Source organism: Bacillus sp. LR--39, from assembly GCF_053613335.1.
Genome location: NZ_JBSIOT010001075.1, coordinates 1 through 638, shown reverse-complemented (window position 1 = coordinate 638; position 638 = coordinate 1). Strand labels below are relative to the sequence as shown.

General features: G+C 49.4%; 1 protein-coding gene and 1 pseudogene. Both read right to left on the bottom strand.

Annotated elements, in window-relative coordinates; all coding sequences use genetic code 11:
* Positions 1 to 447: FAD-dependent oxidoreductase (locus ACWHAR_RS28535; RefSeq protein ID WP_452088630.1), on the bottom strand; the 447-nt coding region annotated here is incomplete at its 3' end.
* Between the two features lie 16 nt (positions 448 to 463).
* Positions 464 to 638: pseudogene (locus tag ACWHAR_RS28530) on the bottom strand (tRNA uridine-5-carboxymethylaminomethyl(34) synthesis GTPase MnmE); the annotation flags it as partial.

The following is a 638-nucleotide window of genomic DNA, read 5'->3' as shown; positions in this document are numbered from 1 at the left end:
AGAACGGTACTCCGCCCCTGTCTGGGTTATAACGCCCCGGCATTCCCCGTCTTCAATAAGAAGGCGTTCGACCATTCCTTGCAGCATGGTCAAATTCGGTTCATTCTCAAGTGTCTTTTTCATTTCATGCTGATATTGGAATTTATCAGCCTGAGCCCGAAGCGCCCGAACGGCAGGTCCTTTTCCTGTATTTAAAAGCCTCATTTGGATATGCGTTTTATCAATATTTTTAGCCATTTCCCCGCCGAGCGCGTCAATTTCGCGGACGACGATTCCTTTTGCAGGTCCGCCGACAGACGGGTTACATGGCATGAAAGCAACCATATCAAGGTTAATCGTTAAGACAAGCGTTTTTGCGCCTTGTCTGGCTGACGCCAGCGCCGCTTCAACACCGGCGTGTCCGGCGCCGACGACAACGACGTCATATTGGCCTGCTTCATAGCCCATATGCTTTGTTCCTCCTTTATTTTCCTAAGCAAAATTGAGAGAAGAGCTGGTCGATCAGACTTTCGTGTACAGCATCGCCAATGATCTCCCCAAGAACTTCCCAGCATCTTGTTAAATCAATTTGAACCATATCGATCGGCACATCGTTTTCGATGCCCTCCAATGCGTCAGTGATGGCGCGCTTCGCCTCA